The sequence below is a fragment of the Nocardioides sp. CCNWLW239 genome (assembly GCF_037137035.1).
In the GTDB taxonomy this organism is placed as follows: domain Bacteria; phylum Actinomycetota; class Actinomycetes; order Propionibacteriales; family Nocardioidaceae; genus Nocardioides.
In genome coordinates this window covers 29,308-54,448 of record NZ_JBBBNW010000002.1, presented here as the reverse complement: position 1 = coordinate 54,448, position 25,141 = coordinate 29,308, and the positions used below count along the sequence as shown (strand labels likewise).

At 69.4% G+C, this 25,141-nt stretch carries 20 protein-coding genes and 2 tRNA genes; 13 read left to right on the top strand and 9 right to left on the bottom strand.

Translation table 11 applies throughout. From position 1 onward, the window contains the following. Nucleotides 1–73: 73 nt before the first annotated feature. The 5 genes from WBG06_RS06245 to WBG06_RS06225 all read left to right on the top strand — a co-directional run bounded on the left by WBG06_RS06245 (nt 74) and on the right by WBG06_RS06225 (nt 4,845). On the top strand, nt 74–1,399 hold the full coding sequence (locus WBG06_RS06245; RefSeq protein WP_336735693.1) for an FtsK/SpoIIIE domain-containing protein: 1,326 nt from the start codon (nt 74–76) through the stop codon (nt 1,397–1,399). A gap of 11 nt (nt 1,400–1,410) precedes the next feature. After that, a complete protein-coding gene (locus WBG06_RS06240) occupies nt 1,411–1,674 on the top strand; it encodes a WhiB family transcriptional regulator (protein WP_336735692.1) in 264 nt (87 codons plus the stop codon). Between the two features lie 181 nt (nt 1,675–1,855). After that, the gene (locus WBG06_RS06235) at nt 1,856–3,430 is read left to right on the top strand and encodes a replication initiator (protein ID WP_336735691.1); all 1,575 of its coding nucleotides are present in this window, start codon (nt 1,856–1,858) and stop codon (nt 3,428–3,430) included. A 9-nt stretch (nt 3,431–3,439) separates the two neighbouring features. Beyond that, nucleotides 3,440–3,643, top strand: a complete 204-nt coding sequence (locus WBG06_RS06230) for a helix-turn-helix transcriptional regulator (protein WP_336735690.1) — start codon at nt 3,440–3,442, stop codon at nt 3,641–3,643. Continuing rightward, the gene (locus WBG06_RS06225; protein ID WP_336735689.1) at nt 3,640–4,845 is read left to right on the top strand and encodes a tyrosine-type recombinase/integrase; all 1,206 of its coding nucleotides are present in this window, start codon (nt 3,640–3,642) and stop codon (nt 4,843–4,845) included. The genes WBG06_RS06230 and WBG06_RS06225 overlap by 4 nt, the downstream gene beginning before the upstream one ends. A gap of 93 nt (nt 4,846–4,938) precedes the next feature. Here WBG06_RS06225 and WBG06_RS06220 read toward each other — a convergent pair. The 4 genes from WBG06_RS06220 to WBG06_RS06205 all read right to left on the bottom strand — a co-directional run bounded on the left by WBG06_RS06220 (nt 4,939) and on the right by WBG06_RS06205 (nt 7,667). After that, nucleotides 4,939–5,014 (bottom strand) — tRNA-Lys (locus tag WBG06_RS06220). Between the two features lie 83 nt (nt 5,015–5,097). Further along, nucleotides 5,098–6,675, bottom strand: coding sequence for a phytoene desaturase family protein (locus tag WBG06_RS06215; protein ID WP_336735688.1), 1,578 nt, complete (start codon nt 6,673–6,675; stop codon nt 5,098–5,100). 111 nt (nt 6,676–6,786) lie between these two features. Then, nucleotides 6,787–7,206 (bottom strand): hypothetical protein, encoded by a 420-nt coding sequence (locus WBG06_RS06210; protein WP_336735687.1) that lies wholly within the window; start codon nt 7,204–7,206, stop codon nt 6,787–6,789. Next, nucleotides 7,203–7,667, bottom strand: coding sequence for a MarR family winged helix-turn-helix transcriptional regulator (locus tag WBG06_RS06205; protein ID WP_336735686.1), 465 nt, complete (start codon nt 7,665–7,667; stop codon nt 7,203–7,205). Before WBG06_RS06205 ends, WBG06_RS06210 begins: the two co-directional genes overlap by 4 nt. Before the next feature lie 76 nt (nt 7,668–7,743). Between WBG06_RS06205 and WBG06_RS06200 the strand changes: the two genes are divergently transcribed. From WBG06_RS06200 to WBG06_RS06190, 3 genes are all read left to right on the top strand, one after another. Further along, entirely contained in the window at nt 7,744–8,124 is a 381-nt protein-coding gene (locus tag WBG06_RS06200; protein ID WP_336735685.1) for an MmcQ/YjbR family DNA-binding protein, read from the top strand. A 132-nt stretch (nt 8,125–8,256) separates the two neighbouring features. Beyond that, nucleotides 8,257–8,841, top strand: a complete 585-nt coding sequence (locus WBG06_RS06195; protein WP_336735684.1) for a hypothetical protein — start codon at nt 8,257–8,259, stop codon at nt 8,839–8,841. Nucleotides 8,842–8,976: 135 nt separating this feature from the next. Beyond that, nucleotides 8,977–11,715: an AfsR/SARP family transcriptional regulator gene (locus WBG06_RS06190; RefSeq protein ID WP_336735683.1), complete on the top strand. Its 2,739-nt coding sequence runs from the start codon at nt 8,977–8,979 to the stop codon at nt 11,713–11,715. A 13-nt stretch (nt 11,716–11,728) separates the two neighbouring features. Here WBG06_RS06190 and WBG06_RS06185 read toward each other — a convergent pair whose 3' ends face one another. Together WBG06_RS06185 and yczR are read right to left on the bottom strand one after the other, a co-directional pair. Beyond that, nucleotides 11,729–13,354 (bottom strand): long-chain fatty acid--CoA ligase, encoded by a 1,626-nt coding sequence (locus WBG06_RS06185; RefSeq protein WP_336735682.1) that lies wholly within the window; start codon nt 13,352–13,354, stop codon nt 11,729–11,731. Nucleotides 13,355–13,415: 61 nt separating this feature from the next. After that, complete coding sequence (gene yczR, locus WBG06_RS06180; RefSeq protein WP_336735681.1) at nt 13,416–14,846, bottom strand: MocR-like transcription factor YczR; 1,431 nt, start codon at nt 14,844–14,846, stop codon at nt 13,416–13,418. Between the two features lie 63 nt (nt 14,847–14,909). Between yczR and yczE the strand changes: the two genes are divergently transcribed. Then, nucleotides 14,910–15,548 carry a membrane protein YczE gene (yczE, locus tag WBG06_RS06175; RefSeq protein WP_336735680.1) on the top strand — a complete coding sequence of 213 codons (639 nt, stop codon included), beginning with the start codon at nt 14,910–14,912 and terminating at the stop codon, nt 15,546–15,548. 21 nt (nt 15,549–15,569) lie between these two features. Here the strand turns inward: yczE and WBG06_RS06170 are convergent. After that, nucleotides 15,570–15,646 (bottom strand) — tRNA-Arg (locus tag WBG06_RS06170). 405 nt (nt 15,647–16,051) lie between these two features. Between WBG06_RS06170 and WBG06_RS06165 the strand changes: the two genes are divergently transcribed. Further along, nucleotides 16,052–17,854: a hypothetical protein gene (locus tag WBG06_RS06165; RefSeq protein WP_336735679.1), complete on the top strand. Its 1,803-nt coding sequence runs from the start codon at nt 16,052–16,054 to the stop codon at nt 17,852–17,854. 54 nt (nt 17,855–17,908) lie between these two features. Here the strand turns inward: WBG06_RS06165 and WBG06_RS06160 are convergent, their stop codons facing one another. Beyond that, the gene (locus tag WBG06_RS06160) at nt 17,909–18,565 is read right to left on the bottom strand and encodes an N-acetylmuramoyl-L-alanine amidase (RefSeq protein WP_336735678.1); all 657 of its coding nucleotides are present in this window, start codon (nt 18,563–18,565) and stop codon (nt 17,909–17,911) included. 251 nt (nt 18,566–18,816) lie between these two features. Then, nucleotides 18,817–20,241 carry an aminopeptidase P family protein gene (locus WBG06_RS06155; protein ID WP_336735677.1) on the bottom strand — a complete coding sequence of 475 codons (1,425 nt, stop codon included), beginning with the start codon at nt 20,239–20,241 and terminating at the stop codon, nt 18,817–18,819. A gap of 123 nt (nt 20,242–20,364) precedes the next feature. Here WBG06_RS06155 and WBG06_RS06150 point away from each other — a divergent pair, with 123 nt between their 5' ends. Genes WBG06_RS06150 through WBG06_RS06140 form a run of 3 tightly spaced genes read left to right on the top strand, consistent with a single transcriptional unit; the run spans nt 20,365 to nt 25,121 of the window. Then, the gene (locus WBG06_RS06150; protein ID WP_336735676.1) at nt 20,365–21,531 is read left to right on the top strand and encodes a PrsW family intramembrane metalloprotease; all 1,167 of its coding nucleotides are present in this window, start codon (nt 20,365–20,367) and stop codon (nt 21,529–21,531) included. After that, nucleotides 21,528–23,417: a GTPase domain-containing protein gene (locus WBG06_RS06145; RefSeq protein WP_336735675.1), complete on the top strand. Its 1,890-nt coding sequence runs from the start codon at nt 21,528–21,530 to the stop codon at nt 23,415–23,417. Before WBG06_RS06150 ends, WBG06_RS06145 begins: the two co-directional genes overlap by 4 nt. A gap of 51 nt (nt 23,418–23,468) precedes the next feature. Beyond that, nucleotides 23,469–25,121, top strand: coding sequence for a YfjP family GTPase (locus tag WBG06_RS06140; RefSeq protein ID WP_336735674.1), 1,653 nt, complete (start codon nt 23,469–23,471; stop codon nt 25,119–25,121). Nucleotides 25,122–25,141: the final 20 nt, after the last annotated feature.

Below are 25,141 nucleotides of genomic sequence, written 5' to 3'. Positions count from 1 at the left end.
TCGCCCGCCGGTCGTCGCGGAAGGGAAGCCGTGGCGGTTGGCGGGTCTCCAACACTTCGGAACGGAGCACGTCATGAATGAAACTCTCGTCTACGCCGTGGGCGGCATCCTCGCCCTGGCGGTGGCGGTCCTGGTCGTGATCAAGCCGACCCGCCCCGCCACCTTGGCCGCCCTGGGATGGCTGGTCTCCCTCGGCCGCCGTGTCTGGTGGTGGCTGGTATTCCGGATCACCTGGAAGTCCATGGCCCGTGAGGCTGGTCTGTCGAAGCGCCGCACGAAGCGCGTCAAGAAGATGGGCGTAGGCGAAGAGTCCATCGAGAAGTGGCGCGACCCCCGCCTCAAGAGGGTCAAGACCTCCGCGCACTCGGTGACGCTGCGGGTCAAGACTCGCCGGGGGCAAGCCCTGGCCGACCTGGAGGCGTTCGCGCCGAAACTGGCCGCGACCTACTCCGCCGACGCCTACCGGGTCTACCCGCCAAAGCGCCGCACCGGCTCGACGGTGATGTTCGAGCTCGTGATGCGGGACCTGATCAACACACCTTCGGTCGCTGCGATGCCTGAGCCTCGGATGCAGACCGAATCGGTCCGGCTCGGCCGTCGCCAGTCCGGCAAGCCGTTCGACCTCCAGATCGAGCAGCGCCACACCCTCGTGGTGGGTGCTTCCGGGGCCGGTAAGGGCTCGTTCCTGTGGGGCATGGTCGGCTCCTTGGCTCCGGCTATCGCGGTCGATGCGGTGCGGGCTTACGGGATCGACCTCAAGGGCGGCATGGAGCTGACGATGGGCGCCCCGCTGTTCACCAAGATTGCCGTCAAGGGCGAGCAGGCCGTAGCGATGCTGGAGGAGTTCGTCTCCATCGCGGATGCACGCACCGAGGAAATGCGGGGCGTCTCACGCAACCACAAGCCCGGCCCGGGAGAACCGCTCTACCTGCTCGTCATCGATGAACTGGCCTCGCTCACGGCCTACGCCGATCAGAACGTGAAGAAGGAGGCCGAACGGCTGCTCAAGCGGCTTCTCTCCATCGGTCGCGCGGTCGGCGTCGTCGTCGTGGCCTTCGTGCAGGACCCCCGTAAGGAGGTCATCGACATGCGCGGTCTCTTCACCCAAACCATCGCGCTGCGGCTGCGCTCTGCGATGGAGACCAACATGGTCCTGGGTGACGGCATGGCCCCGTTCGCCCCGGCACACCGCATCCTCAAGGGAGCGCAGGGCACGGCCTGGATCATCGATGAGGACGGCTCCACCGATCGCGTCCGCGCTGACTACTGGCCCGATGAACTGATCCGCCGGATCGCCTCGCTCTACCCGGCGACCCCGGATCTGGTCACGATCTCGGATGCCGCACCTGGCGATCTGCCCGGGATGCAGCTCTCCCTGACCGATGGCGGTGCGCGATGACCCCGGCCTGGATGAATCACGCTGCGTGCACCCGCCCGGACGCTCGGGGGCTGCCCTGGACAACCGACGCGGTCGAGACCCCCACCGTCCTGGTTGACCTGATGCGGGAGACCTGCAACGGCTGCCCGGTCCGGCTCGCCTGCGAGTCCTACGCCCGTTCCTCCAAGGCCACGGGTGGATGGTGGGCTGGAGTCGACCGTGCTCCTGAGCCTGCTGACCTGCTCGACCTGATCGACACCCGCCCCGCGGTTTCCCTGCTGGACGGTGCGGCATGAAGACCACGGCCGGTGACCGCGTCGTCCTCGTACCTGGCCCCTACGACGAGGTTTGCAGCGCACGCTGTGAGGGTTGCGGCTGGATCGACCCGCCCGCTGGCTGGGTCGCGCTGGTGAGCGATGTTCGACGGGCCGCGCGACTGCACGCTGAGAGCTGCACGGGCAGCCAAGGAGCCCTGTGGTGACCACCTCGACCATGGATGCACCGGGCATCCACAGTGACGCATCGTCTCCGGCTCGGGGCTCGTTCCCTGGATTCGGGGAGGATGCGCCGCTGGATCTGTCCGGACTCACTTACGCCGGGTTCCAGGCTGTCACTGCTCGTCTGATCGACAAGACCTTCGACGCCTTCGCCGAGACTGCGGCAGCGGTGAAGAACTGCGCCCACCCCGTACGCCTGGTGGGCCGCTCCGAGACCTACGAGCTCGACCCCGCCACGGGTGAGGTTGGCGGGCTGCTGTCCTCGTTCGACTCCGGTGACGCACCGCTGGGGCTGCTGTACCGGGCCTGTGGCAACCGTCGCGCCGACGTCTGCCCCTCCTGCTCCCGGACCTACGCCCGGGACACGTTCGCGATGATCAACGCCGGTCTGGTCGGGGGAAAGACGGTGCCTGACACGGTGGTGGAGAACCCGCTGCTGTTCGCCACGTTCACGGCACCCTCGTTCGGCTACGTCCATGGATTCCGTGGAGGGAAGCCTTGTCGGCCACGGGCTCGTGACAAAGGCGAGCGCTGCCCCCATGGTCGACCGACGGCCTGTCACCAGCGCCACGACGAAGACGACGCGATGAACGGCGCACCGCTGTGCTTCGAGTGCTACGACTGGCAAAGCGCCATCATCTGGCAGTACTGCCTCCCAGAGCTGTGGCGCTACACCACCCAGGCGCTACGTCGTGCCCTTGCTCGACGCCTCGGAGTTCCGGACTCGCGCCTCGGCAAGACGGCGTCGCTGCAGTTCGTCAAGGTCGCCGAATACCAAGTGCGGGGTCTGGTCCACTTTCACGCCCTGATCCGGCTCGACGGCCCTGACGGCCCGGGATCTGCTGCGCCCCTGGATGGTCTCGACCTGGCCCAGATCCTCCAAGCCGCTGCCACTGAGATCTTCGTGGACGCTCTGCCGGCATACGCGGGTGATCCCTCGAGGCGGCTTCGCTGGGGCAAGCAACTCGATATCCGAGTCGTGCGTGAGGGTGACCGCCTCGAGGACCCGGACAGCGACCTAACCCCCGGCCAAGTCGCCGGATACCTGGCGAAGTACGCGACCAAAGACGCCAACTCGGTTCGAGGTGACGAGCCTCGGCCACACCTGGCCCGTATGGCTGCTGAATGTCGGGACCTGGGCGAGTCTGCTGCCGGTCACTATGGCTACGGGGTCGATGAGAAGGGCAAGCCCATCAACCCGTACCGCTACCTCGGCAAGTGGGCTCACATGCTCGGGTTCCGTGGCCACTTCTCGACCAAGTCCCGGCGCTACTCGATCACCCTGGGTCGCCTGCGTCGGGCTCGGGCGCGCTACCAAGCCCTGGTCGCTGCTTCTCACACCGACGAAGAAGCGCGTACGCAGCTCCTCGATCTCGGCCAACTGGAATCGCTCCTGCTGGCCGACGAAGAGGAAACAACCCTCGTGATCGGCGAATGGGCCTATCAGGGGTCCGGCTGGACGAACCCCGGCGACGAAGCCCTCGCCCTGGCGGCTGCTGCCCGTGCCCGGGAGTACGACCAGTGGAAGGCCCAGACCAAGAACACCAACCGATGAGAGGAACCGATGATGGTTGAGATCAAGGCCATTGAACCCCTGTGGTCCGTACACGACCTGAGTGACTACCTCGGGATTCCAGTGCACACGCTGTACGCCTGGCGGAGTGCTGGCACCGGTCCTCCAGGTCGTCGGCTGGGGAAGCGTCTCCGCTACCGGCCTGAGGATGTGCGTGCCTGGGTCGAGTCTCTTCCCACCGAGGTCGTGGCATGAAGCCGCTCGGCCTGGGGGAGCACGGCAAGGTGACCTATGGCACGGAACGGGGCAAGAAGTACGCCTATGTCCTCGTTCGGCTCTGGTCGGGTAAGACCGTTCAGCGGAAACGCTCCGGTGAGACCTACTCGAAGGCATCGCGCCGAGTTCTTGACGCGGTTGCTGAGGAACTGGAGCAGGGTTCTTCTGCCGTGATTACTAAGGCGGCGAGGTTCCGCGTCGCCTATGACGGGTGGCTGGAGTCCTTCAAGGCTCAAGTCGAGGCGGGCAAGCGTGCGGAGTCTTCGTTCGAGCTCTACACCGGCGAGGCCGAGCGGCTGGTCATTCCTCGGCTCGGTGACCTTCGGCTGGGTGAGATCAACACGCCTGTAGTCGAGCGCTTCGTCCAAGGTGTGCAGGCCGATAAGGGTCCGTCGACGGCGAAGGTGTGTAAGACGCTGGTTTCCAACGTCTGCTCCTGGGCGGTTCGACAGGGCGGGATGACGGCCAACCCGGTTCGTGAGCTGACGCCCATCGAGGCCAAACCTAAGCGGCAGCCTCGGGCGCTCGATGGTCACGAGATTCGTGCCTGGCTGGACGCGCTCGACGAGAGTGACTACGCCCGACGTCATGATCTGCCGGATCTGGCGCGCTTCATGCTGGCCACCGGAGTCCGGATCGGTGAAGCGCTCGGAGTGACTTGGGCAGATGTAGATCTGTCGGCGGGAGTGGTGAAGTTCGAGCGGACTGTCTACCGAGTCAAAGGCAAGGGCATGGTGGCTCGAAAGGTGAAGTCGGCAGCCTCAGATCGTCCGCTGCTGTTGCCGAGCTGGGCCGTCTCGCTGCTCAAGGATCGACGCGCGAAACTGCGGGCCTTCGATGGTCCGGTGTTTCCGAATGCTCGTGGTGGGTGGCGTGACCGGAACCTGGTGCAGCGCTCCATCCGTAAGGTTCGGGGTGGAACTGACTTCGAGTTCCTTTCGACCCACACCTACCGTAAGACGGTGGCAACGCTGCTCGATGAGAGCGGGATGACTGGACGTCAGATCGCGGACCAGCTCGGGCACTCGCGGGTGTCGATGACGCAGGACAAGTACCTGGGCCGTGGGGCCGTCAACACCGGGAACGTGCGGGCCCTGGAGGCGGTCAACCCGGACCGTGACCCGAACGCTGAGAACCCTGAAAGCGGCCAGATTGACGAGAACGAGGAGACGGGCTCGTGAACCGCATTCCTTACGCAATTCCTTACGCGCTCGGTATCGCGGGCTTGAAATGCAAGAAACTCCCGACCGTTTGTGCTGGTCAGGAGCCTTGTTTGGTACGCCATGTAGGACTTGAACCTACAACCCGCTGATTAAGAGTCAGCTGCTCTACCAATTGAGCTAATGGCGCATGTCCTCCGGCGCGTCAGGCGCGCTCGGCGACGAGAAGAACATTAGCAGCGGGCGCGGAGAGCGCCCAAATCGAGGATGAGGTCAGCGGAGCTCCAGGACGGCTTGGGCGGCGTTGTGGCCGCCGAGGCCGGATACGGCGCCGCCGCGCACGGCACCCGAGCCGCACAGCAGGACGCTGCCGACGTCGGTGGCGACGCCCCAGCGGGCGGCAGGGGTGGTCAGGTCGGCGGCGTCGGGGGCCCAGGGCCAGGCCAGGTCGCCGTGGAAGATGTGGCCGCCGGGCATGGCCAGGTCGGCCTCGATCTCCTGGGGGATCTTGGCCTCGATGCACGGCTCTCCGTCCGCCGACCGGGCGACGACGGAGGCGATCGGGTCGAGCAGGTGGCGGTCCAGGGAGGCGATCGCCCGCTCGACTGCCTGCGCCTTGCGTTCCTCCCGGGTTATCGGGTCCTCGAAGAGGGTGGCCGGGGTGTGCAGGCCGAAGTAGGTGAGGGTCTGGGTGCCCGGCGGTACGTCGCCGAGGATCGACGGGTCGGTGAGCGAGTGGCAGTAGACCTCGCCTGGCATCTCGGTCGGCACCGAACCGGCGGCTGCCTCGGCGTACGCCCTCTCGAGCTCGGAGTAGGACTCGCCGAGGTGGAGGGTGCCGGCGAAGGCGACCGTCGGGTCCTCGCCGGAGCGCAGCCGGGGAAGGCGTTGGAGGAGCATGTTGATCTTGAGCTGGGCACCCACCGGCTTGGCTGCGGTCGAGGGGGTGCGGCCGAGGAGGTCGTCGAGGACGTACGGGGCCAGGCCGGAGAGCACGTAGTCGGCGGCCACCGTGTGGGACCCGGAGGCGTCCGTCCAAGCGACCTCGGCTCCCTCGCCGACGGCGCCGCCACGGATCGAGGTGACGGTCGCACCGGTGAGGACTTCGGCCCCGCCTGCGTACGCGGCCTTGGCGATCGCCCCGGTGACGGCGCCCATGCCACCGACCGGGACCCGCCACTCGCCGGTCCCGTTGCCGATCAGGTGGTAGAGGAAGCAGCGGTTCTGGATCAAGCTCTCCTCGCCGAGGCCGGCGAAGGTGCCGATCAGGGCATCGGTGGCGACCACGCCGCGCACCAGGTCGTTGCTGAACCGGCGCTCGATCGCTTCGCCCAGAGGGCGCTCGACGATGTCGCGCCAGATCGGGGCGCCGACCTGCGAGCGGATCGCATCGGCGATCGGCAGCGGCGACGTGAGGGTGGGCGCGACGACCCTGGCGAGGTCGCCGACCTCCTCGTAGAACGACTGCCACGCGGCGTACTCCTCGTCCGATCCGGTCACCGCACGGAAGCTCGCCGCGGTGGCCTCGCCCTCGGGCGTCTCCACGAGGAGGCCGGTGGCGCGGGGGCCGTCGAGGAAGGGGGAGTACGACGCGGTCTGCCGAGACGCGAGCTCGATGTCGAGGCCGAGGTCGGTGCGGATCTGCTCGGGAAGCAGCGAGACCAGATAGGAGTAGCGCGACAGCCGGGTCGGGAAGCCCTCGAACGCTTGCGCCGAGATCGCCGCGCCCCCGACGTGGTCGAGCCGTTCCAGCACCAGCACCGAGAGACCGGCCCTGCTCAGATAGGCCGCGGCGGTGAGGCCGTTGTGCCCGCCACCGGCCACCACCACGTCGTACGTGTCCTGCGTCATGGCCGGAAGCCTAGGACCTGTCGGGTCATCGTTCCCACCAGTCAGAGATAGTCCCAGACGTTCCGGCCCCTTACCGGTGGGTAGAGGGGCGCGTACGTCTGGGACTATCGGTCAGGCCGAGAGGGCGGCGTTGGCGCGGTCGGTGAGGGTGGCCAGGACTCGTGCGGTGACGGCCAGATCCTCGGCCGGGATGTCGGCGAAGAACGCCTTGGTCAGCGGCTGGACGCGCTCGGTGATCTCCTGCTGGACCCGGACTCCCTCTGCGGTCAGGGTCAGGCCGTCCGCGATCAGGCCGCGGGTGATGGCCGCGTCGAGGTGGGACTCGACCTCGGCCGCGGAGACCTTGATGTTGTCGGCGGTCGCGGCGACCAGATCGGCCCTCGCCACCGAGCCCTGCCGCAGATAGTTGAGCAGGAGCGACTGCTCGAAGGTGAGGTCGTAGTCGGCGAGAACGTCGAGGAGATTCTTGCGGATGGCGAAGTAGGCGACGCCGAGGTTGGCGCCGGTCAGCGGGGGAATGGCGGTGGTCATGATGGTTCTCCAGGTATGGGATCGGTGTCGAGAGGGGCCGCGAGCATCGCCTCGAGCGCGGCCTGCGCCTCGGCGGCACCGCGGCTGTCGCGGCCACCGAGGGGTTCGGTGAGCTGGTCGAGCAGCCTGCTGGTCACCGCGATGGCTTCGCGCGTGACCTCGGTGCCCTCGGGCGTGATGGCGAGGCGTACGGCCCGGGTGTCCTGGGTGTCGCGGACGCGCTCGACCCAGCCCTTGGCCTCGAGCTGGCGGGCGAGCTTGGAGACGTACATCGGCTCCAGTCCGGTGAGGTCGGCCAGCTGCTTCTGGGTCGGGGCCTCCGAGGCGCGGAGACCGTAGAGGGAGGCGATGAGCGAGTACTGCGCGTGGGTGAGGCCCAGGGGCGCGAGCGCTCGATCCATCGACACCCGCAGACGCATGGCGAGGCGCCATACGACGTGTCCGATCGTCTGCTTCTTCATGCAGGAAAGGCTACATGTTGATCATAAACATGTATAGCAATTAACCCTTGTCGGTGGTCCCTGGCAGGATCGAGGCATGGCTGAGCGTCCTGAGGTTCCCGAGGCGATGGTGGTGCGGCTGAGGGAGATCCTGGCCGCCTTCCCGGAGTGCCTCGAGGACGATGCCTGGGTCGGGCTCCGCTGGCGGGTCGGTCAGGCGACGGTCGCGCACGTCTTCGGTGGCGAGGATCAGCTCTTCCGGATCATGTTCCGCGCCGAGCCCGACGAGGTGGTGGCTTTCGAGCACCTCGGCCATCCTTACTTCAAGGCCGGCTGGGGTGGCAACGTCGTCGGCGTGATCCTCGACGACGACACCGACTGGGGCGAGATCGCCGAGCTCCTGACCGACTCCTACTGCATCCAGGCGCCCGCGAAGCTGGCCGCCCTGGTCGAGCGTCCGACCGTGGGGTCGGAGTGAGCCCGGTCGAAGAGTTACGCCGCGATTGGGACCTTGGCCCCTAGGCCAGTCGCGTGGACTCGGGCATGTTGCCATGGTAAATCAGTGGGAACAATTTCCTTTCCGTGGCAACAAATTTCATAAGGAGTGCGTGTGCGTCGCTTGGCCATGCTGGTCCTCGGGGGAGCCGTCGCGGCGGCCGGGGTCGGTTGCGGTTCGGACAGTTCCATCGACAACGGGTTCTACAGCAACAACCACGATGAGAATCCCGCGATGGAGAAGAAGGTGATCACCGTCGACAGCACCGAGAGGATCGAGCAGAACCAGCAGCTCGGGTTGACGGGTGAGGGAACCATCAAGGGCAAGGCGCCCGGCATCCTGCTGAGGGTGGTCGTGCACGACGTCTTCGAGACGTCGTTCACCGACGGCACCGAGACCCCGCCGGGGTCGCGGGTGATGGCCGTCGAGATGCAGATCGTCAACGCCGGACCACGAGTCCTCAACGACTCTCCGGCTGCCGGTACGACGGTCATCGATGACTCGGGCAAGAAGTACCGGAGCACACCGGGCCCGGTGGAGGTCGACGGCGGAGAGGTGTTCCCGAATCCGTTCGGGCTGCAGCCGCGGGACCAGCGGACCGCCTTGGTGCCGTTCATCGTCCCGGCCGGGGTGGACATCGAGCAGGTCGGGTTCCAGATCGACAAGGGCGGCGAGAGCGGCCTGTGGCGGGTCCCGTAGGCCGCAGACCCGCGATCTGAACTCCGCGCCAACCTCTCGGCAACCTTCTGGCGGCATTACGCGTCACCATCTGTGTGGTGATGAGACGATGGAGAACGTCTCGGACGTAATGCTGCGTGGTCAACAGGAGGTGTGGTGCGGGTCCGGGTCCTGGGTGCCGTCGAGCTGATCTGTGACGACGGCACGGTGCAGAGGCTGTCGCGTACGCGGCGGACGCTGCTTGCGCTCCTCGCCTCTGCGCGTGGAGCGCCGGTCTCCTCCGACCTGCTGGTCGACGAGCTGTGGCACGGTTCACCCCCGGTGACGGGGGTGAACCTGCTTCACCAACGAGTCCGCGATCTGCGCCGGGCGCTCGGTGAGCACCGCCACCGTCTGGAGAGCCGCGCGAACGGCTATGCGCTGGTCGGTGCGGACATCGACCAGGCCCGCTTCGAGGACCTGGTCGAGCAGGGACAGGCCGCGGTCGAGGCCGGCAACCACGAGCGGGCCAGCATGCTCTTCGACGCCGCCCTCGGACTCTGGACCGGGAACGCGTACGACGCGGTCACCGAGTCGCCGATGATCGCGACCGAGGCTGCCCGCCTGGAGGAGCTGCGCCTGGTCGCGGTCGAGTCCCGGGCCGCCGCTGACCTCGCGCTGGGCCGACAGGCCGCGGTCGTGGGTGACCTGCAGACCGCCGTCGAGGCCAATCCGCTCCGGGAGGGCCTGTGGCTGCTGCTGATGACGGCCTTGTGGCACTCCGGCCGCACGGCCGAGGCCCTGGAGGCCTACCAGCGACTCTTCCGCACCCTCCAGGACGAGCTCGGGGTCGAGCCGTCCAAGGACGTACGCGACCTGCAGCTGCGGATCCTCGACGGAGACGGTCCAGCGCCCCCGCCGACGCGGGCTCACGAGCAGGTCGTGCCGCGCCAGCTGCCGCCGGTGGTCGCGGCTTTCGCCGGCCGTGAGGACCATCTGACGACGCTGGACCAGCTGGTCGACGAGCAGATGGTCGAGGGCGGCCGCCGGGCGGTCGTGATCTCGGCGATCGCGGGCACCGCGGGGATCGGCAAGACGACGTTGGCGCTCTACTGGGCTCACCGGACCGCTCCCCGGTTTCCGGACGGGCAGGTGTTCGTGAACCTGCGCGGTTTCGACCCCGGCGCCGCGCTGGACCCGCTGGACGCGCTCGGCGTGGTGCTGGAGGCGTTCGGGGTGGAGCGCTCGCGCCAGCCGCAGGACATCGACGGCCGTGCCGGGCTGCTGCGCAGCAGGCTCGCCGGCAAGCGGGTGCTGCTGGTGCTCGACAACGCTCGTGACAGCGAGCAGGTCCGCAGCCTGCTCCCCGGCAGCCCCGGGTGCGTGACCCTGGTGACCAGCCGCAACAGACTCTCCGGTCTGGTCGCCGAGGCCGGGGCGCGCCCGATGGAGCTGGGCCTGCTCGACCACACCGAGGCCTATGAGCTGCTTGCCGGACGGCTCGGCGAGGACCGTCTTCTGGCCGAGCCGGAGGCCGTGGACCGGATCATCGCGCTGTGTGCCTCCCTGCCGCTGACGCTGTCCGTCGTCGCCGCTCGTGCGGCGACCCGGCCCGCCTATGCCCTGACCGACCTCGCCGACGAGCTCGGTGAGTCCCGTCTGGACGGGTTCGGCGCCGGTCGTGGTGACCTCCGGGCGACCTTCTCATGGTCCGTACGACATCTGCCCGAGCCGGCTGCACGCCTCTTCCGGTTGATCGGCCTGCATCCCGGTCCGACGCTCACGGTCCCGGCTGCCGCCAGCCTGGCGGGGATCCCGCGCGTGCGTGCCCGCCACCTGCTCGACGAGCTCACCGAGGCCAACCTGCTGACCGAGGTCGCTCCCGGCCGGTTCGTGCTGCACGACCTCCTCCGGGAGTACGCCGCCGACCTCGCCACCCACGAACCGGACCCGGTGCGGGCCGCGGCCCAGCTGCGGATGATCGACCACTACGTGTTCAGTGCGCGGTCGGTGCACAGCGTCTACGACCCCCACCAGAGCCACCTCGACACCACCGAGCCGATGCGCGACGGCGTCACGATCGAGATCGTCGGAGACGGCGGCGAGGCCCTGGCCTGGATCGCCGGCCAGCTGCCGGTGATCTCGCGGGTGATCGATACCGCGGTCGCCCAGGGCCTGGCGCCCGATCGGATCGTCCTGCTCGTCGGCGCCCTCGAGCGCCTGCTCGACCTCCAGGGTCGTTGGATCGAGCTCGCCGCGTTGGCCGAGGCAGCGCTCCCGGGCGTACGTCGCCGCGTCTCCCAAGGCGGCGCCCCGGCGGGGCTCGGCGTCATGCACCGCGCGGCCGGGGCGGCCTGCGGGCGTCTCGGCCGGGTCGAGGACGCGCTCGAGCACCTCGGCCGGGCGCTCGAGCTGGCGACGGAGTCGGGCGACCTGGTGGCGGAGGGGAAGACCCTGCACCGGCTGGCCACCGTGGCCACGGCGTCGGGCGATCACGCCGGGGCGGCGGCGTACGCGGCGCGGGCGGCGGATGTCTTCGCGCGCGGGGGAGACCTCATCCGGGCGGCCTGGACGACCGGGCGGCTGGGCCTCTACGAGGCGCTCGACGGGTCCTACGAGTCCGGGCTGCGTCACTGCGAGGCGGCTCTCGCGGAGCTGCGCCGGGTGGCACCCGGCTATCGCAGCGAGGGCAACGTCGTCGCCACCATCGGCTGGATCCACCAGCAGCGCGGCGACGTCGACGAGGCGGCCGGCCACTTCGAGGAAGCGGTGACCAAGCTGCGTGCCGCGGGTGACCTCCCCGGTCTCGCCGACGCGCTCGGGCATCTTGCCGAGACCCGCGCGGCCCTGGGCAAGCACGAGGACGCCCGCTGCGCGAGGGACGAGTGCGACTCGATCCTCGCGCAGCTGGGCTGAGGCGCGGTCTCGCCTACGCCGTGGGCAGCTTGTAGTCGGCGTACTCCTCGCGCAGGGTCTTCTTCGAGAACTTTCCGACCGAGGTCTTCGGCACCTCGTCGATGAAGACCACGTCGTCGGGCACCTGCCACTTGCCCAGGTTGTCGGCGAGGTAGCCGAGCAGCTCCTCCTTGGTCACCGACTCACCGTCCTTGACCACGGCGAACGCCAGCGGCCGCTCACCCCACTTGGGGTGCGGCACCGCGACGACGGCGGCCTCGGCGATGCTCGGGTGGCCCATGATGAGGTTCTCGATCGCGACGGTCGAGATCCACTCGCCACCGGACTTCACCAGGTCCTTGGTGCGGTCCACGATGCGTACGTAACCCAGCGGGTCGATCGCGGCGATGTCGCCGGTGCGCAGCCAGCCGTCCGGCGAGAAGGAGCTGGGGGCGTCCACCTTGTAGTAGCCCGACGCGATCCACGGGCCGCGGCACTCGAGCTCGCCGGTCGTCTCGCCGTCCCAGGGGAGCTCGTCGGTCGTGCCGGGTTCCACGATGCGGAGCTCGACGCCGACGGCGGGGATGCCTGGCGACGTACGGTAGTCGGCCTTCTCCTCCTCGGAGAGGTCGGCGATCTCGGCGCGCTCGTTGAAGACACTGCCGAGCGGCGACATCTCGGTCATGCCCCAGGCCTGGGTGATCGGCAGGCCGATCGCCTCGCGCCAGGCCTCCGAGAGCGACTTCGGCACCGCCGAGCCACCGCAGATGACCACCCGCAGAGAGGAGAGGTCGGCGTCCTTCAGGAGCGGGACCATGCCCATCCAGATGGTGGGTACGCCGGCAGCGATCGTCACCTTCTCGGCCTCGAGGAGCTTGATGATGCCGCCGGGCGAGAGGTCGGGGCCGGGCAGGATCAGGTTGGCGCCGGCCAGCAGCGAGGAGTGGGCGAAACCCCAGCCGTTGGCGTGGAAGAACGGCACCACGGGCAGCACCCGGTCCCGGTCGTTGGTGCCGAAGAGGGTGCCGGCCAGCGAGGCCAGCGCGTGCAGGTACTGAGAGCGGTGGGAGTAGACGACCCCCTTCGGGTTGCCGGTGGTGCCGGAGGTGTAGCAGATGCCTGCGGCGGCGCGCTCGTCGGTGACCCGCCCCTCGATCGTCGCCTCCTCGGCGTCGGCCATCAGCTCCTCGTAGGAGACGACCCGCGGGTCCTCGGGCAGCGGTGTCGGAGCCCCGTCGTCCATCACGATGACGTGCTTGAGCGTGGTCAGCTGGGGCAGGAGCGGAGCCAGCAGGCCGAGCAGCGACCGGTCCACGAAGACCGCCTCGTCCTCGGCGTGGTTGAACGTGTAGACGAGCTGCTCGGGGAAGTAGCGGATGTTGCCCGTGTGCAGCACCCGGCCGGTGCACGGGACGGAGTAGTAGAGCGCCAGGTGGCGCAGAGTGTTCCACGCGAAGCTCGCCACTCGGCCGTCCTCGGAGATGCCGAGCCGGTCGAGCACGGCGGCCTGCTTGCGTACCTCCACCGCCAGGTCCTTGAACGTGTTGCGTTCCAGCCCGGTGGCGGTCTTGGTGACGATCTCCCGCGTCGGGAAGACGCGCTCGGCGCGCCGGATGATCGTCTCGATGGTCAGCGGTGCGTCCTGGATCAGTCCTTGCATGCTGCACATCGTGACCCAACGTGGCGCAGGTCACAACGAGTTCGGGCGAACTTCTTGAGGCTCAGACGACCGCTTCCGAGGTGGTGAGTGCCAGGGCGGGGGTGGAGGCGGCGTGGGGCCAGACCTCGGCGAGGATCTCGACACCACGGCGGACGAGCTCGGGGCGGGGCGTGATCGCCAACCTCAGATGACGCTCGTACGCCCCGTCGACCCCGAACCGCGGTCCGGCGGTGACGAGCAGGCCGAGAGGCCTGGCGGCGAGGGTGAGCTGCGAGCTCACCGGGGCGGGCAGCCCGACCCAGGCGGAGAGGCCGCCGTCGATCCGCGGCGGCAGCTCCCAGTCGGGGAGGTGCTCGCGCATCGCGTGGTAGAGCGCGGCGCGACCGGCGGCGAGCTGCGCGGCGCGCTCGCCGAGGATCTCGGGGAGGTGCTGGAACAGGATCGAGGTGACCAGCTGCTCCCAGATCGGGGTGCCGAGATCGGTCGCAGAGCGCCCGCTGGCGATCTGGGTCAGCAGCACCGGGTCCGCCCGGATCCAGCCGACCCGCAGCCCGCCCCACAGCATCTTGCTCGCCGAGCCGATGTGGACGACCCGGGCCTGGTGCTCGTCGGCCATCGCGGCCAGCGGCGGGAAGGTGCGGCTGCGGTCGATGTCCAGCTCGGCGGTGGTGTCGTCGACGACCACGAGGGTGTCGACCTTGGCCGCCGCGTGCAGCAGACGGAGCCGGTCCTCGGTCGACATCGAGCGGGACGTCGGGTTGTGGAAGTCGGGCATGACGTACGCCATCACCGGCGTCGTCCGGGCGATGGCCGCCTCCATCGCGGGCATGTCCCAGCCGGCGTCGGTGGTGACCGGGCTGGTGATGATCCGTGCTCCGGCAAGACTCAGGGCGTCGTAGGCGTTGGGGTAGGACGGACTCTCGGCGTAGGCACGGTCGCCGCGGCTGATCACGGTGCGGGCGAGCAGGGCGATCGCGCTCTGCCCGCCGGTGGTCACCATGATCTGGTCGGGGTCGGTCGGCAGGCCACGGGCGGTGTAGCGCGCCGCGATCTGGGAGCGGAGCTCCTCGATGCCCCACAGCGTGTAGCCGGGGCCGGTCATGTGGTCGGCCAGGCGTCGGGTCGCCTCGACGGCTGCCTCGGGGAGCCGTCGGGTGGCCGGCAGCGTGGCCCGGACCAGGTCGATCTCCCCGCCTTCGGTGAACGAGTCGGGCGCCGTGGGCGGAAGCTTCGTCGTTGTGCCCGACCCCTGGATGCTCTGGGCGTAGCCGCGCTCGCGGAGCCGGCGGTAGGCGGCGGTGATGGTGGTCCGGCTCAGCATCAGCCGCTCGGAGAGCTCACGCTCGGAGGGGAGACGTACGTCGGCGGAGAGCCGTCCGTCGATCAGCAGCAGCTGGATCCGTTCGGCGAGGTTCTCGTAGGCAGGGCCCTCCCCGTGCCATTGACCGAGCAGGCCAGCGAGCGCAGTGGCTCCGATTCTTCCGCGAGGCATGAGTCCACCTTACGCTGATTGGCTTCTTTACCTTGGATTGGACCTGTGATTGGCTTTGTCATCGTGAAGGATCTCTCCGTAAAGTCGCTCTCCTGGTTGATAACTGGACTCTTCCTCTATGGCATCGCAGTGGCCATGCTCGTGCAGGGATCGCTCGGCCTGGCTCCCTGGAACGCACTGACCTCCGGTCTCGTCGCGATCACCGGGGTCTCGTTCGGGATGATGACCAACCTGATCGGTGTCGTCGTCCTGCTGCTCTGGATCCCGCTGCGACAGCGCCCGGGTGTCGGCACGGTGCTGAACGTCCTGCTCGTCGGCACCTCCGCGGAGATCGGTCTTCGGGTGCTCCCGCAGCCGTCGGACCTGCTGGCCCAGGTCGCGCTGTTCAGTGCGGGGCTGGTCCTGCTCGCCGTGGCGACGGGTATCTACATCGCCCCGGGCCTCGGGCCGGGGCCTCGTGACGGGCTGATGACCGGTCTGCACGAGCGGACCGGCGCGCCGGTCTGGCTCTGCCGCGCCGGGGTCGAGATCACGGTGCTTGCGATCGGGTGGCTCCTCGGCGGGCTCGTCGGGATCGGCACCGTCGCCGAGGCGCTCCTCATCGGTCCGATGGTGCATCGGACCCTGACGTACTTCCGGAGCTTGTACGCCGGAAGGCCGGCCGCGGCTGCCGTCGCCGCCGAAACACGCGCGGGCGCATGATTTAACCCACACAGATTCCTGTGGCGCCCCCGACAGGATTCGAACCTGTGACCGTCGGATTAGAAGGCCGATGCTCTATCCAGCTGAGCTACGGAGGCGTGACCCGCTCGAGCATCCCGCCGGAAGGGGGTTTGCGCAGGCCGCGCCCGATCTTACCGGTGCCCGTATCCCTTGTGTGCATCGGAATCCGAAACGCTGGCCGGAGTGTTACCAAGGTGTGGGGGGTATTTGGGTGCACTGTCCCCACACTGTCGACCTAGGTGTCCAGTTGTCGGACCACGAGGGTTCGAGACTGGACCGGATCATCGGTAAGGTCCCCGGACATGACTATGGAGTCCATGTGCACCTCGTGCGGTGCAGCCGTCACCGGTATGCGCTTCTGCACAGGTTGTGGGACCCCCGTCAGAAGCGCTCATCAGCCGCCGTCGCAGGGTGCACCGGAGCCGGTCGCACCCCCGCGTCTGCCGCAGCGGGGTGCCGATCCTGAGCAGGGTGGTCTGTCGTTGCCGAGGCGTGGGCAGGAAGCCGCCACGCCCGAGGCCGACGTCGAGCCGGAGCCGTTGCCGCTCGAGCAGGTCCGGCGTACGCCGGGGGCGTCGATGGCGCCCCAGCTGAGCATGACCGCGCCGAGCGGCGAGCAGCCGGCCTTCGGTGGTGGCGTCGCCCCGCCGCCGGCAGGGTCCGACGGTGGCGGCCTGTTCGGGCTGGCGGCGCGTACGCCGAAGTTCGAGCCGGAGCTCGCCTCCGAGTCGCAGTCGCTCTTCCTGCCGAAGCGCAAGCGCGTCGCGGAACAGCCCGAGCCTGCTCCGGAGGAGCCTGAGGCACCGGCAGCCGCACCGGAAGCCGCACAGGCGGCGGCGCCGGCCGCCGCGTCCGCACCGGTCCACGAGATGCCGCCGGCGGACGGGCGCCTTCCGCAGCGGCCTGCACCCGAGCCGACGCCGATGCCCGAGCGATCCGCGCCGGAGCCGGCGGCGCCCGCGCCGGCGCTCCCCGTCCGGCCGGCCGCCGCGCACCACCAGAGCGCCGAGCACCCGACCTTCGTCGAGCCCGCGCCGCAGATGCACGACCGGGCCCCCGACGCGACCCACGAGGCGATGCCGCCGGTCGAGCGCCGCGAGCCCGAGACGATCCGCCCTGACGAGACCCTTCGACAGGCTCAGGACAACGCCCACGTCGCGATGAGCCCTCGTTTCGACGCCGGCGACGAGGCTCCTGGAGGCACCCGTCCGCGCGACGAGCTCGAGCAGTTCGCACCGCCGCAGCAGGAGTTCGACGCTCCGGAGCCCCACGGACGCTACGACGATGCTCAGTCCGACCAGGGCCAGCAGCCTCAGACCTACGGTGACCCGGCCTACGCCCCGCTCGCGCCGCAGCTCGAGCCGGACCAGGGCCAGTGGTCCCAGCCCTCCCAGGGCTACGACCAGCCTTACGACCAGGCTTACGAGCAGCCATACGACCAGGGCTACGAGCAGGGATTCGGACAACCGCAGGACCGGTCCGAGGACCAGTTCGGCCAGGCGTACGCGGACCCCTACGGCCAGAACGCCTACGCCGACGCCACCTTGGTCGGGCAGCCGCCGGTCGGCGGCGGGCCCACCACTCCGGCGCCGCCTCCGATGGCGCCGCAGGGCTACGACCCCTACGGGAACGCCTTCGATGCCCGTTACGAGCCGCAGCGCGGTCAGGGCGGTCCCGGCAAGGGTCTGGGTGGACTTGGCCGTAAGCGCTGGATCCTGATCGCGGTGGCGATCGCCGTGGTGGTCGCGATCATCGCGTTCGTCATCGGGCTGAACAACAGCGGTGACGCCAACGCGGAGACCGGCGACACCCAGGGCGCCACCACGACCGAGGGTGGCGCGGCGGCCGAGGCGAAGAAGATCAACGACCTCATCCAGACCTCCGCCAAGGACAAGGCGGCCATCGGCGCCGCGCAGGCAGACCTCGAGGCGTGCGAGAACATCGACGAGGCGATCAAGACCTTCGAGGACGCAGCGGCGTCCCGCAAGGAGCTGGCGTCGAAGGTCGCCACGATCGACACCGCGGTCCTCCCGGGGTCGCGCAAGCTCGTCAAGAACCTCGAGTCGGCGTGGCTGACCGCCCAGAACGCAGACCTCGCCTTCGCCGCCTGGGGCGAGAAGCGCAAGGTCAACGCCGAGGGCAAGTGCGTCGGCGGCAAGGGCAAGCTGGCGAAGGCGACCACGCTCAGCCTGGCCAGCCACGACCCGAAGAAGGCGGCCGCGAAGGCGTGGGGGCCGATCGCGGAGGAGTACGGCTTCGAGTCGATCGAGTGGCGAAAGCTCTGACGCGAAGCCGGGACCTGAGCCCGAGCGGAGGAGTGACCGCGCGACGCGCGGAGATCAACGTGAACGGAGGTACGCCGCCATCGCCTGTTTGATGGCGGCGGCCGTCCGTTCCTGGAACCGTTCGGACTTCAGCAGGCGCGCGTCCCGCGGATTGCGCATGTTGCCCGTCTCGAGCAGCACCTGCGGGACCGTGGTGAGGTTGAGGCCGGCCAGGTCGTCGCGCGGGACGAAGCCGCCCTTTCCCAGGTAGGAGGCCAGCGGCATCCCGGTCTTCCGCATCTCGGTACGCAGCATCGCGGCGTAGCGGCGCGAGGGCTGGACGACCTCGTCGTTGACGCCCGAGGGCACCGGGATCAGCAGCGAGAAGCCGCGCTCGGCCGGGGCGGCGCCGTCGGCGTGGATGTCGATCGCGACATCGGCCTTCGCGTCGTTGATGATCGTCGCCCGCTCGTCGATGCACGGCCCGACGCCGTCGTTGCTGTCCCGCGTCATCACGACCTTCGCGCCGTCCTCGCGCAGATCGGCGGCCAGCCTGGTCGCCACGGCCCAGGTGAAGTCGGTCTCCGGGTAGCCGTCGTCGGTCGCGGTGCCGGTCGTGTTGCACGGGCTCTGCGAGCGTCCGTTCCAGACCGGCTTGTTGATCACCTCGGGCGCGCCCGCATTGCCGCCGTTGTGGCCCGGGTCGATCCCGACCACGGCTCCCTCGAACACGCCGTCCGTCCCGCTCGACGCAGAGGCGGACGGGGAGACAGAGGGGGAGGTGGACGGGGAGGCGGCTGCTGACGTGGCGGGCTGCTGCCGCGGCGTACTTCCGGGGCTGCAGGCCGCCAGCGCGGATGCCAGGGCGAGGCAGCCGGCCAGAGCGGTTGCCGACCGAGTCACCTCGGTGAGCGGTCGCTGCCTTCGTGGAGTTCCACGAAGGAAGTGCGGCTCGACTGAGGTGACTCGGTCAGCGTTCACGGTCAGATGTACTGGCCCATCCACGCCTCGACGTCGTCGGCCGTACGCGGCAGGCCCTTGGACAGGTTCACCGAGCCGTCCTTGGTGACGACGATGTCGTCCTCGATGCGGATGCCGATGCCGCGCAGCTCCTCGGGGACGAGCTTGTCCTCCTTCTGGAAGTAGAGGCCCGGCTCGACGGTGAGGACCATGCCCTCCTGCAGCGGACCCTCGATGTAGGTCTCCTTCGACGCGGAGGCGCAGTCGTGGACGTCGAGGCCGAGCATGTGGGACACGCCGTGGAGGGTCCAGCGGGAGTAGGTCTTGTTGTCCTCGGAGAGTGCCTCGTCGACGGAGACGGGGAGCAGGCCCAGGTCGTCCAGCCCGTGCGCGAGGATCTCCATCGCCGCGAAGTGTCCGGCCCGGAAGGTGACGCCGGGGCGGATCGCCTCGATGCCGGCCTGCTGCGCCTTGTAGACGAGCTCGTAGAGGTTGCGCTGCAGCGGCGTGAACTTCCCGGAGATCGGGAGTGTGCGGGTGATGTCGGCGGTGTAGAGGTTGCGGCCCTCGACGCCCATGTCGAGCAGGACGAGCTCGCCGGGGACGATCGGGCCGTCGTTGTCGATCCAGTGCAGCGTGGTGGCGTGGGACCCCCCGCCGACGATCGAGTCGTAGCCGAGGTCGTTGCCCTCCGCGCGGGCGCGGCGGAAGAACGTGCCCTCGATCCAGCGCTCGCCGTGCTTCAGCACCTGGTCCCACTCGCTGACCGCGTCGGTGAAGCCGCGTACGGTGATGTCGCAGGCCTCCTGCAGCTCGCCGAGCTCCCACTCGTCCTTGATCAGACGCAGCTCGGAGAGGGCCTTGGTGAGCTCCTCGTCGCGGCCACCCTCGGCCGGGGCGACCAGCTTGTCGACGTCGGCGGCGATGCCGCGGTGGACGCGGGTCGGGGTGCTTCCGGAGAGTGCGGACTCGAGCTGGTCGACGTGGCGTACCTCGATCCCCAGCGAGTCGGAGAGCTCGCGGGCCGAGGGGCGCGCGCCGGCCCAGAGGGCACCGTACTGACGGTCGCGGAAGAACTCGTCGGTGTCGCGGCCGCTGCGCGGGCGGGCGTACAGGACCGAGGAGCCGTCGGGCTCGATCACCACGACGGCGTCGGAGGTCTGGTTGCCGGTCAGGTGGACGTGCGCGGTGTCGGCGCGGAATCGGTAGTCGGTGTCGTTCGCGCGGACCTTGTAGGTGCCGGCCGGGACGACCAGGCGCTCGCCCGGGAAGATGCCCGCGAGCCGCTCCCGACGCGCCGCCGCCCACGGGGTGATCGGGTGCTCGGGAACCTCGACCTCGCGGTCGTCCCAGCCCTCCCTCATGAAGTTGGACCACGCCTCCGGAACCGTCTGGTCGTGGCTCTCGGTGTGGTCGTCTGCAGGAGCGGGGGCGCCATTTTCGGTCATACCGGAATCGTACGCCGCGCCATCGCGCAGACGCGCATGAGTTCCCAGGCCACAGGGGTTGTGGGGTGTCTCGATCGGTGTCTGGTCGCACGTCCGGTCTGCTCGCCCGATAGTCTGGCGCGCATGGGGGCGATCCCGAAGGATCCGACGCGAAGCAACCGCACGTTCACCATCGCGGTGGGCGTGCTGGTTCTGCTGACCTCGCTGCCCGTGCTCGCCATCGTCCTGCTGAGCACCAGCGTCGTCGACGACCATCTTGCTCCCACCGGAGCGATCCTGGGCGTCCTGTTCGCGGCCATCCCGGTGGTCCCGCTGGTCTATGCGTTCCTGTGGCTCGACCGCTACGAGCCCGAGCCGAAGTCGCTGCTGGCCCTCGGTCTGGGGTGGGGAGCCTTCGTCGCCGTCGCTGCCGCGCTGATCGTGCAGAGCGTCGGGGCCCTGCTCGCCGGGTGGAGCGAGCCGACGCAGCTCGCGATCGTGGCGCCGGTCACCGAGGAGGCGGCCAAGGGGCTGTTCCTGCTCGTGCTGCTGGTCTGGCGCCGCCATCTGCTCGACGGCGTACTCGACGGGATCGTCTACGCCGGCATGGTCGGCATCGGCTTCGCCTTCACCGAGAACATCCTCTATCTCGGCGGCACCTACAACGGCACGCCCGGCATGGGCGACGGCTCCGAGGGACACCTCGGTGAGTTCACCGCCGTCTTCGTGATGCGCTGCCTGTTCAGCCCCTTCGCCCACCCGCTCTTCACCGCGTTCACCGGCATCGGCATCGGCATCGCGGTGGTGACCCGCAAGCGCTGGCTGAAGGTCGTGGCGCCGCTGCTGGGCTTCGCCGTCGGGGTGCTCGCCCACGGCACCTGGAACGGTTCCACACTGCTCTATGACGGTGCCGGCTTCCTGCTGGCCTACGTCGTGGTGATGGTGCCCGCGTTCGTCGCGATGGTGGTCTTCTCGGTCTGGCGGCGGAAGTCGGAGCGGATCGTGCTGACGCGGTCGCTGACCGACGCCGCCCAGCGGGGGCTGATTCCCTACACCGACATCGACTGGGTGGTCGATCTACGTCGTCGGGAGCAGGCGCGGAAGTTCGCGGCCGCTCATGGAGGCGCTCAGGGGGTTGCGGTCATGCGGGAATACCAGCAGGCTGCGATCGAGCTCGGATACTTGCACTGGCGATTTCTGCGCGGCAACCCGCCGCCGGACTTCGCCGCCCGGGGGAGGGCATACGTTGATCGAATCAGTGAGGTACGTCCACACATCGCGTTTCCGAGCGGGAGGGTGATGACCGGATGACCGAGGAACAGGCACACGACGAGCTGGGGCCGGAGAACGGCCCGGAGAAGGGTCCGGAGAACGGTCCGGACGCGGGGCCGAAGGCCTTCGAGGCGCAGACGGCGGGGATGCTCGCCGAGCGTCCGACGACCGAGTTCGAGGTCGCCAAGGCCGAGGTGCTGACCTCCGGTGGCGAGAGCAACCGGATGGTGACCGCGCTCGTCCAGCTCCACCAGGCGTTGACCGAGGTCACCCTGCCGCTGGACCTGCCCGGCGCCGACGAGCAGCGCGCCGCCCGACAGAACATGGTCGAGCAGCTCGAGAACTACGTGATCCCGCGGATGATGACCATCGACGCGCCGCTGCTCGCGGTCGTCGGCGGTTCGACTGGTGCCGGCAAGTCGACGCTGGTGAACTCCCTGGTCGGCACCAAGGTGACCACGCCCGGGCTGCTGCGGCCGACGACCCGTTCGCCCGTCCTGGTGCACCACCCCGACGATGCCCGCTGGTTCGGGCAGGACCGGCTGCTGCCCGAGCTGGAGCGGGTCGACCACCCGACCAACGACCCCGGCGCGCTGCAGCTGGTCGCCAGCGACCGGCTCCACCCGGGCCTGGCGGTCCTGGACGCGCCCGACGTCGACTCCGTCGAAGAGGCCAACCGGGTGCTTGCGGCCGAGCTCCTCGCCGCAGCCGATCTCTGGGTGTTCGTCACCTCGGCTGCGCGCTACGCCGACCAGGTGCCGTGGGAGTTCCTGCAGCTCGCCGCCAACCGCTCCACCGCGGTGGCCGTGGTGCTCGACCGCACCCCGACGGATGCGGTGCAGACCGTTGCCGGCCATCTGGCCCGGATGCTCGCCTCCCGCGGGCTCAAGGACTCTCCGCTCTTCATCGTCCACGAGGGCGAGGTCTCCGATGACGGGCTGCTGCCGGCCGAGCACGTCGCCGAGGTGCGCGCCTGGCTCGACATGCTCGCCGACGACGCCAGCGCCCGCCACCAGGTCGTCACCCAGACCCTCGACGGTGCGGTGCGGGCGCTGACCCTCGAGGTCCACCCGATCGCCGACACCGCGGACGGTCAGGGAGAGGCCGCTCAGCGGCTGCGTACGGACGCCGACATGGCCTACGACAACGCGCTCGCCTCGATCATGGAGGCGACCGCCGACGGGACCCTGCTGCGCGGCGAGGTGCTCGCGCGCTGGCAGGAGTTCGTCGGCACCGGCGAGATCCTCAAGGCGCTGGAGACCCGGGTCGGGATGATTCGCGACAAGATCCTCGGCTCGATCAAGGGCAAGCCACAGCAGGCCGAGCGGGTGACCGCGGCTGTGCAGGGCGGCCTGGAGATGCTGATCCTGGAGCAGTGCGAGGCGGCCGCCGAGAAGGCCGAGGCGGCCTGGCAGATGAGCCCCGCCGGGCGAGGGCTGCTCGCGACGGGTCCTGCCGATCTCGGCAGAGCCTCGCGTGCGCTGAGGCCCAAGGCCGAGCGTGCGGTGCGCGACTGGCAGCAGGACGTGCTCGACATGGTGCGGAGCGAGGGACAGGACAAGCGTACGACCGCGAAGTTCCTCTCCTACGGCGTCAACGGCCTCGGGGTCGCGCTGATGGTGGTCGTCTTCGCCTCCACCGGAGGGGCGCTCGTCGGTGCCGAGGTGGGCATCGCCGGCGGCACCCTCGTGATCGGCCAGAAGCTGCTGGAAGCGGTCTTCGGCGACCAGGCCGTGCGCGGGCTGGCGTCCAGAGCGCGCAAGGCGCTGGAGGTACGCATCGTGGGCCTCGTCGACGAGGAACGCGCCCGCTACACGGGCCAGGTCGACGCGCTGCAGATCGACCAGAGTGCGCCGGAGCGGCTGCGGCACGCCGCGCGGAAGGTCGGCGATGCGCGGTTCGCCAGCCAGCGTGGCGTTGACTGAGACTTGTCAGACTTGTCGGACTGAGATTCTTCAGGGATGGAAGGGGGATCATTGAGCGGCCTGCTCGAAGGTGCAAAGAACCTGGTCGGCCGGGGTGGAGACCTCGGCGATCGGCTGGACGGACTGACTGCTGCGACCAATGCCGCCACGGGGCGTCTCGACGATGGGATCGTCGAGGACGCACGCACCGTGGTCAACAAGGCGCAGGGGCGGCTCAAGCTCTCCGCCGACCACACCGTCGTCGGGGTCGCCGGGGCGACCGGGTCCGGCAAGTCGTCCACGTTCAACGCCCTGACCGGGCTGGAGCTCTCCGCCGTCGGCGTCCGCCGGCCGACCACGTCGTGGGCCACCGCCTGCGTGTGGGGCTCCGAGGGCGCCCAGGAGCTGCTCGAGTGGCTGGGCATCCCCGAGCGGCACCAGACGACCCGCGACTCGATGCTCGACACCCGCCGTGAGGGGCACGAGCTCGACGGCGTGGTGCTCCTGGACCTGCCCGACCACGACTCCACCGAGGTCTCCCACCATCTCGAGGTCGACCGGCTGGTCGAGCTCGCCGACATGCTGGTGTGGGTGCTCGACCCGCAGAAGTACGCCGACGCGGCCATCCACGACCGCTACCTGCAGCCGCTCCGGACCCACTCCGAGATCATGGTCGTGGTGCTCAACCACATCGACCGCGTGCCGGAGGACCGTCGCGAGGCGATGCTGGGTGACGTACGCCGACTGCTCGACCAGGACGGTCTGCGCAACGTCCCGGTGATCCCGGTCTCGGCCAAGCTCGGCTGGGGGATCCCGCAGCTCAAGACCGAGATCGCTCAGCGGGCGGCGGCGAAGCGGGCCAACAAGTCGCGGCTCTCGGCCGACATCAAGACCGCTGCCGTCAAGCTCGCCAAGGCGTCCGGCGACGCCAAGCCGCGCTCGCTGGCCAAGCCGCGCGTGGAGGCGCTCGAGGACGCCATCGCCGAGGCCGCCGGCGTGCCGACGGTGGTGGACGCGGTCGAACGATCCGTACGCACCCGGGCCCGGGCGGCGACCGGCTGGCCGTTGGTCTCCTGGGTCTCGCGGCTGAAGCCGGACCCGTTGAAGCGGCTCCATCTGGCCCTGGGTGAGGAGGCGACCCAGCTGGCCGGACGTGCTCGGACGTCGCTGCCGCAGACCACCGCCGTCGAGCGGGCACGGGTCGACACCGAGGTGCGCCAGCTGGCCGACGAGGCCGGCGCCGGGCTCGCCTCGCCGTGGCGCGACGCGATCCGGCGTGCTTCGGTCTCGCGGATGGACGATCTCGCCGACAGTCTCGACGCCTCGGTCGGCGGTGTCGACCTGAACGCGGAGCGGCTGCCGATGTGGACCGGGCTGGTGAAGGTGCTCCAGTGGCTTCTGATCATCGTCGCGGCCGTCGGGCTGGTGTGGTCGGTGGCGCTGCTTCTCTCCGGAGCCGCCCAGGTCGGTGAGGTGACGCCGTCGGTCGGTGGCGTCGAGCTGCCCTACGTACTGCTCCTCGGAGGTGTCGGACTCGGCCTGGTGCTGTGGGGTGTGTGCCACCTGCTGGTGATCAGCACCGCCCGGCGGCGGGCTCGGGCGGCCGATGCGCGGCTGCGCGCGGCGGTCGGCGATGTCTCACGTGAGCTCGTCGTCGATCCGATCGAGACCGAGCTCGCGGCCTACACCGCGCTCCGGCACGGGGTGGCCAAGGCGCTGCGCTGATCGCTCGTCGGGCCGATCAC

Coding starts and splice junctions, on each gene's coding strand:
- WBG06_RS06210 (WP_336735687.1), bottom strand. CDS start 7,206: ATGACCACCGCCATTCCCCCGCTGACCGGCGCCAACCTCGGCGTCGCC.
- WBG06_RS06230 (WP_336735690.1), top strand. CDS start 3,440: ATGATGGTTGAGATCAAGGCCATTGAACCCCTGTGGTCCGTACACGAC.
- WBG06_RS06145 (WP_336735675.1), top strand. CDS start 21,528: ATGACCGAGGAACAGGCACACGACGAGCTGGGGCCGGAGAACGGCCCG.
- WBG06_RS06245 (WP_336735693.1), top strand. CDS start 74: ATGAATGAAACTCTCGTCTACGCCGTGGGCGGCATCCTCGCCCTGGCG.
- WBG06_RS06150 (WP_336735676.1), top strand. CDS start 20,365: ATGGGGGCGATCCCGAAGGATCCGACGCGAAGCAACCGCACGTTCACC.
- WBG06_RS06200 (WP_336735685.1), top strand. CDS start 7,744: ATGGCTGAGCGTCCTGAGGTTCCCGAGGCGATGGTGGTGCGGCTGAGG.
- WBG06_RS06225 (WP_336735689.1), top strand. CDS start 3,640: ATGAAGCCGCTCGGCCTGGGGGAGCACGGCAAGGTGACCTATGGCACG.
- WBG06_RS06185 (WP_336735682.1), bottom strand. CDS start 13,354: ATGCAAGGACTGATCCAGGACGCACCGCTGACCATCGAGACGATCATC.
- WBG06_RS06215 (WP_336735688.1), bottom strand. CDS start 6,675: ATGACGCAGGACACGTACGACGTGGTGGTGGCCGGTGGCGGGCACAAC.
- WBG06_RS06155 (WP_336735677.1), bottom strand. CDS start 20,241: ATGACCGAAAATGGCGCCCCCGCTCCTGCAGACGACCACACCGAGAGC.
- WBG06_RS06240 (WP_336735692.1), top strand. CDS start 1,411: ATGAATCACGCTGCGTGCACCCGCCCGGACGCTCGGGGGCTGCCCTGG.
- yczR (WP_336735681.1), bottom strand. CDS start 14,846: ATGCCTCGCGGAAGAATCGGAGCCACTGCGCTCGCTGGCCTGCTCGGT.
- WBG06_RS06205 (WP_336735686.1), bottom strand. CDS start 7,667: ATGAAGAAGCAGACGATCGGACACGTCGTATGGCGCCTCGCCATGCGT.